The 3,956-nt window shown below is 63.9% G+C and carries 3 protein-coding genes and 1 pseudogene; all 4 read left to right on the top strand.

Annotated features, from left to right (window positions below):
• Positions 1-12: 12 nt before the first annotated feature.
• Positions 13-1,242 (top strand): annotated as a pseudogene (locus AC5RWX_RS31175) (thiamine pyrophosphate-dependent enzyme); the annotation flags it as partial.
• A 43-nt stretch (positions 1,243-1,285) separates the two neighbouring features.
• On the top strand, positions 1,286-2,797 hold the full coding sequence (locus AC5RWX_RS31170) for a CoA-acylating methylmalonate-semialdehyde dehydrogenase (RefSeq protein ID WP_494100065.1): 1,512 nt from the start codon (positions 1,286-1,288) through the stop codon (positions 2,795-2,797).
• A gap of 29 nt (positions 2,798-2,826) precedes the next feature.
• The gene (locus tag AC5RWX_RS31165) at positions 2,827-3,738 is read left to right on the top strand and encodes a sugar phosphate isomerase/epimerase family protein (RefSeq protein ID WP_494100064.1); all 912 of its coding nucleotides are present in this window, start codon (positions 2,827-2,829) and stop codon (positions 3,736-3,738) included.
• Positions 3,739-3,769: 31 nt separating this feature from the next.
• The coding region (locus AC5RWX_RS31160; protein WP_494100063.1) for a Gfo/Idh/MocA family oxidoreductase at positions 3,770-3,956 on the top strand (187 nt) is incomplete at its 3' end.

Below are 3,956 nucleotides of genomic sequence, written 5' to 3'. Positions count from 1 at the left end.
AGGGTTGACTAGCGGCCGCTGATCATCGCCGGCGGGGGTGTCCTGTACGCCTACGCAAACGAGGAGTTGGCCAAGTTTGTTGAGCTCACCGGGATCCCGGTCGGCAACACCCAGGCCGGCGTCGGCGTCCTTCCATGGGATCATCCGTTCTCCCTTGGTGCGATTGGTTCGACGGGCACGACGGCGGCGAATGCCATCGCAGCGGAGGCGGACCTGATCATTGGCATCGGCACCCGCTATGAGGACTTCACCACGGCGTCACGGACGGCTTTCCAGAACCCGGACGTGAAGTTCATCAACATTAACGTCGCGGCCATCGATGCGTACAAGCACGGCACCACGCTTCCTATCGTGGCCGACGCCGGCAAGGCTTTGGTAAAGCTGAACCAAGCCCTGGGCGGCTACCGCGTCGGCGCTGACCTTGAGCAGAAGATTGCTGCGGAGAAGAAGCGCTGGGATGCCACAGTGGACGAGGCCTTCGACACCCGCCACACACCGCTGCCGGCCCAGAATGAGATCATCGGGGCCACCAGCCGGGCCATGGACCCGCAGGACGTGGTAATTTGTGCTGCCGGTTCGCTGCCCGGTGACCTGCACAAGATGTGGCGCGTCAGGGACGCGTTCGGCTACCACGTTGAATACGCATACTCCTGCATGGGATACGAGATTCCAGGCGGACTGGGCGTCAAACGCGCAGCACTGGCCGAGGCCGCCTCCGGTGGTGCCCAGCGCGACGTCGTCGTGATGGTAGGGGACGGTTCCTACCTGATGATGCACACCGAACTCGTTACCGCGGTCGCCGAGCGCATCAAATTGATCGTGGTCCTGATCCAGAACCACGGCTACGCCTCCATCGGTTCGCTGTCCGAATCTTTGGGCTCCCAGCGCTTCGGCACCCAGTACCGGGCCCTGAACGAAGAGCAGCACAGTTTCGACGAAGGCGAGACCCTGCCGGTGGACCTGGCCCTCAACGCCCAGTCCTTGGGCGTCAAGGTCATCCGCATCGAACCGGGGGAGAAGGTCATCGCGGAACTCGAGCAGGCCATCTCCGATGCCAAGGCTGCTCCGGAACGCGGCGGGCCCATCCTCATTCACATCGAATCAGACCCCCTGCTGGACGCGCCCAGCTCAGAATCGTGGTGGGACGTCCCTGTTTCCCAGGTTTCGGAGCTCGATTCCACCCGTCAAGCCTTTGAAACCTATACCGAGCACAAGAGCCGCCAGCGCAAGCTGCTCGGCTGATCTCCTCGACCCCCGAACCCTTACAACTCAAGGAAGAGTCGCCATGACTGTCACAACTGAGACCTCCACCATCAATCACTTCATCAACGGCGCCGAAAGCGCCGGCGAAGGAACACGCACCCAGCCCGTCTACAACCCGGCCACGGGCCAGGTGAGCGCGGAGCTGCGCCTGGCCAACCGGGCAGATCTGGACGCCACCGTCGCGGCCGCCCGGGCAGCGGCCGATACCTGGGGTGATATTTCCCTGGCACGGCGCACTGCTGTGCTGTTCAAGTTCCGCGAGCTCGTCGCCGCGCACGTGGACGACCTTGCGGCCCTCATCACGGCCGAGCACGGCAAGGTCATCTCCGATGCCAAGGGCGAGATCGGCCGCGGCCTGGAAGTCATCGAGTACGCCTGCGGCATCCCCACCCTGCTCAAGGGCGACTACTCGGACCAGGTCTCCACCGGCATCGACGTCTTCAACTTCCGCGAACCCCTGGGCGTCGTCGCGGGCATCACGCCGTTCAACTTCCCCGTGATGGTGCCGCTGTGGATGGCGCCGATGGCCATCGCCACCGGCAACGCGTTCATCCTCAAGCCCTCCGAGCGTGACCCCTCCGCTTCGATGCTGCTCGCGAAGCTGTGGAAGCAGGCCGGCCTGCCCGACGGCGTGTTCCAGGTCCTGCACGGCGACAAGGAAACCGTTGACGGTCTCCTGACCCACCCGGACGTGGACGGCATCTCCTTCGTCGGGTCCACCCCGATCGCCCAGTACGTCCACGAAACCGCCACCAAGCACGGCAAGCGCGTCCAGGCCCTGGGCGGGGCAAAGAACCACGCCATCATCCTGCCCGACGCGGACCTGGACAACGCCGCCGACCACCTCGCCGCCGCCGCGTTCGGCTCCGCCGGTGAGCGCTGCATGGCCATCTCCGTCGCCGTCGCCGTCGGCGATGCCGCGGACCTGCTGGTCAAGAAAGTCGAAGAGCGCGCCCTGGCCGTGAAGGTCAACAACGGCACCGCCCCGGACGCCGAAATGGGCCCGGTCATCACCCCGGCGTCCAAGGAACGGATTGTCCGGATCGTCACCGAAGCCGAAACGGCGGGAGCGGCGATGGTGGTGGACGGCCGGGACCTCGTCGTCCCCGGCCACGAGAACGGCTTCTGGGTCGGCCCCACCGTCATTGACCATGTGAAGACCGAGATGACGGCCTACACCGAGGAAATCTTCGGACCCGTCCTCGTCGTCGTCCGCGTCGATACCCTCGAAGAGGGCATCAACCTCATCAATGCCAACCCCTACGGCAACGGCACCGCCATCTTCACCTCCTCCGGCGCCGCTGCACGGAAGTTCCAGCGCTCCGTCACCGTGGGCATGATCGGCATCAACGTGCCCCTCCCGGTGCCGGTGGCGTACCACTCCTTCGGCGGCTGGAAAGCCTCACTCTTCGGCGACAAGCATATCTACGGCCCCGAAGGCGTCTCCTTCTACACCCGCGGCAAGGTCGTCACCTCACGCTGGCCCGAACCCACCCACGCCTCCGGCGCCTCCTACAACTTCCCCTCCAACTAAATCCCACTGCCAAGAAAGACAAGGCTGTCATGACCGAAAACAAGTTGATCATCGGCACCGCACCTGACTCCTGGGGCGTGTGGTTCGCAGAAGACCCCAAGCAGACCCCCTGGGAGCGCTTCCTCGACGAAGTAGCCGAGTCCGGCTACAAGTGGATAGAACTCGGGCCCTACGGCTACCTTCCCACCGACCCGACCCGGTTGGCCGAAGAGCTCAAGCAGCGTGACCTGAAGGTCACTGCCGGAACCGTCTTCACCGCCTTCCACCGCGGGCTGGACCAGTGGGAAACAGCCTGGGAGCCGGCCCGCAAAGTCGCCGAGCTGACAGCAGCCATGGGCGGCGAGCACATCGTCGTTATCCCGGCTATGTGGCGTGATGACGTCACAGGCGAAGCAGTGGAAAGCGGAGAACTTACCGAAAAGGCCTGGGACGACCTGTTCGCCGGGCACAACCGGCTGGGCAAGACCCTGTTGGAGGACTTCGGCCTCCAGCAGCAGTTCCATTCCCATGCAGACTCCCACGTGGGCGCCCAGCAGGACATTGAAACCCTCCTTGCCGCTACTGATCCCCAGTACCTGAACCTGTGCCTTGACACCGGCCACGCCGAATACTGTGGCGCGTCCAGCCTGGAGCTGATCAAGAACTACCCTGACCGGATTGGCTACCTGCACCTCAAGCAGATCAACCCGGAGATCCTTAAAAAGGTCAATGACGAAAACATGACCTGGGCGGCGGCCAACCTGGCTGGTGTTATGACTGAACCGCCGAACGGCCTGCCCGATCTCCGTGCTGTTATCGAAGCAGTGGAAGCCCTTGGCCGTCCCATGTTCGGCATCGTTGAGCAGGACATGTATCCGGTCGCCTTCGACGTTCCCATGCCCATTGCCAAGCGCACCCGCAATTACCTTCTTTCATGCGGGTCCCGCACCGCCGTCAGCTAGACGCTCACTCCAGAAGCTAAGGACAAGAACAATGACTGAAACCCTTCGCGTCGCCGTTATCGGCGCCGGACGGATGGGCGCCGACCATATCCAGCGCCTTAACACCCGCATTCACGGAGCAGACGTTGCCGCCGTCGTCGACGTCGACCTGGCGCGTGCACAGGCTGCCATCGAAGGCATTCCCGGCGCCGTAGCCCTCGCCGACGCAGAGGAAGCCC

This window comes from Arthrobacter sp. SPT-J7, from assembly GCF_059089965.1.
The sequence above is the reverse complement of the archived record's forward strand: the minus strand, read 5'-3'. Positions and strand labels throughout refer to the sequence as shown.

Excerpts from the sequence above, each read along its gene's own strand:
- AC5RWX_RS31165 (WP_494100064.1), top strand. The coding sequence starts at position 2,827 with ATGACCGAAAACAAGTTGATCATCGGCACCGCACCTGACTCCTGGGGC.
- AC5RWX_RS31170 (WP_494100065.1), top strand. The coding sequence starts at position 1,286 with ATGACTGTCACAACTGAGACCTCCACCATCAATCACTTCATCAACGGC.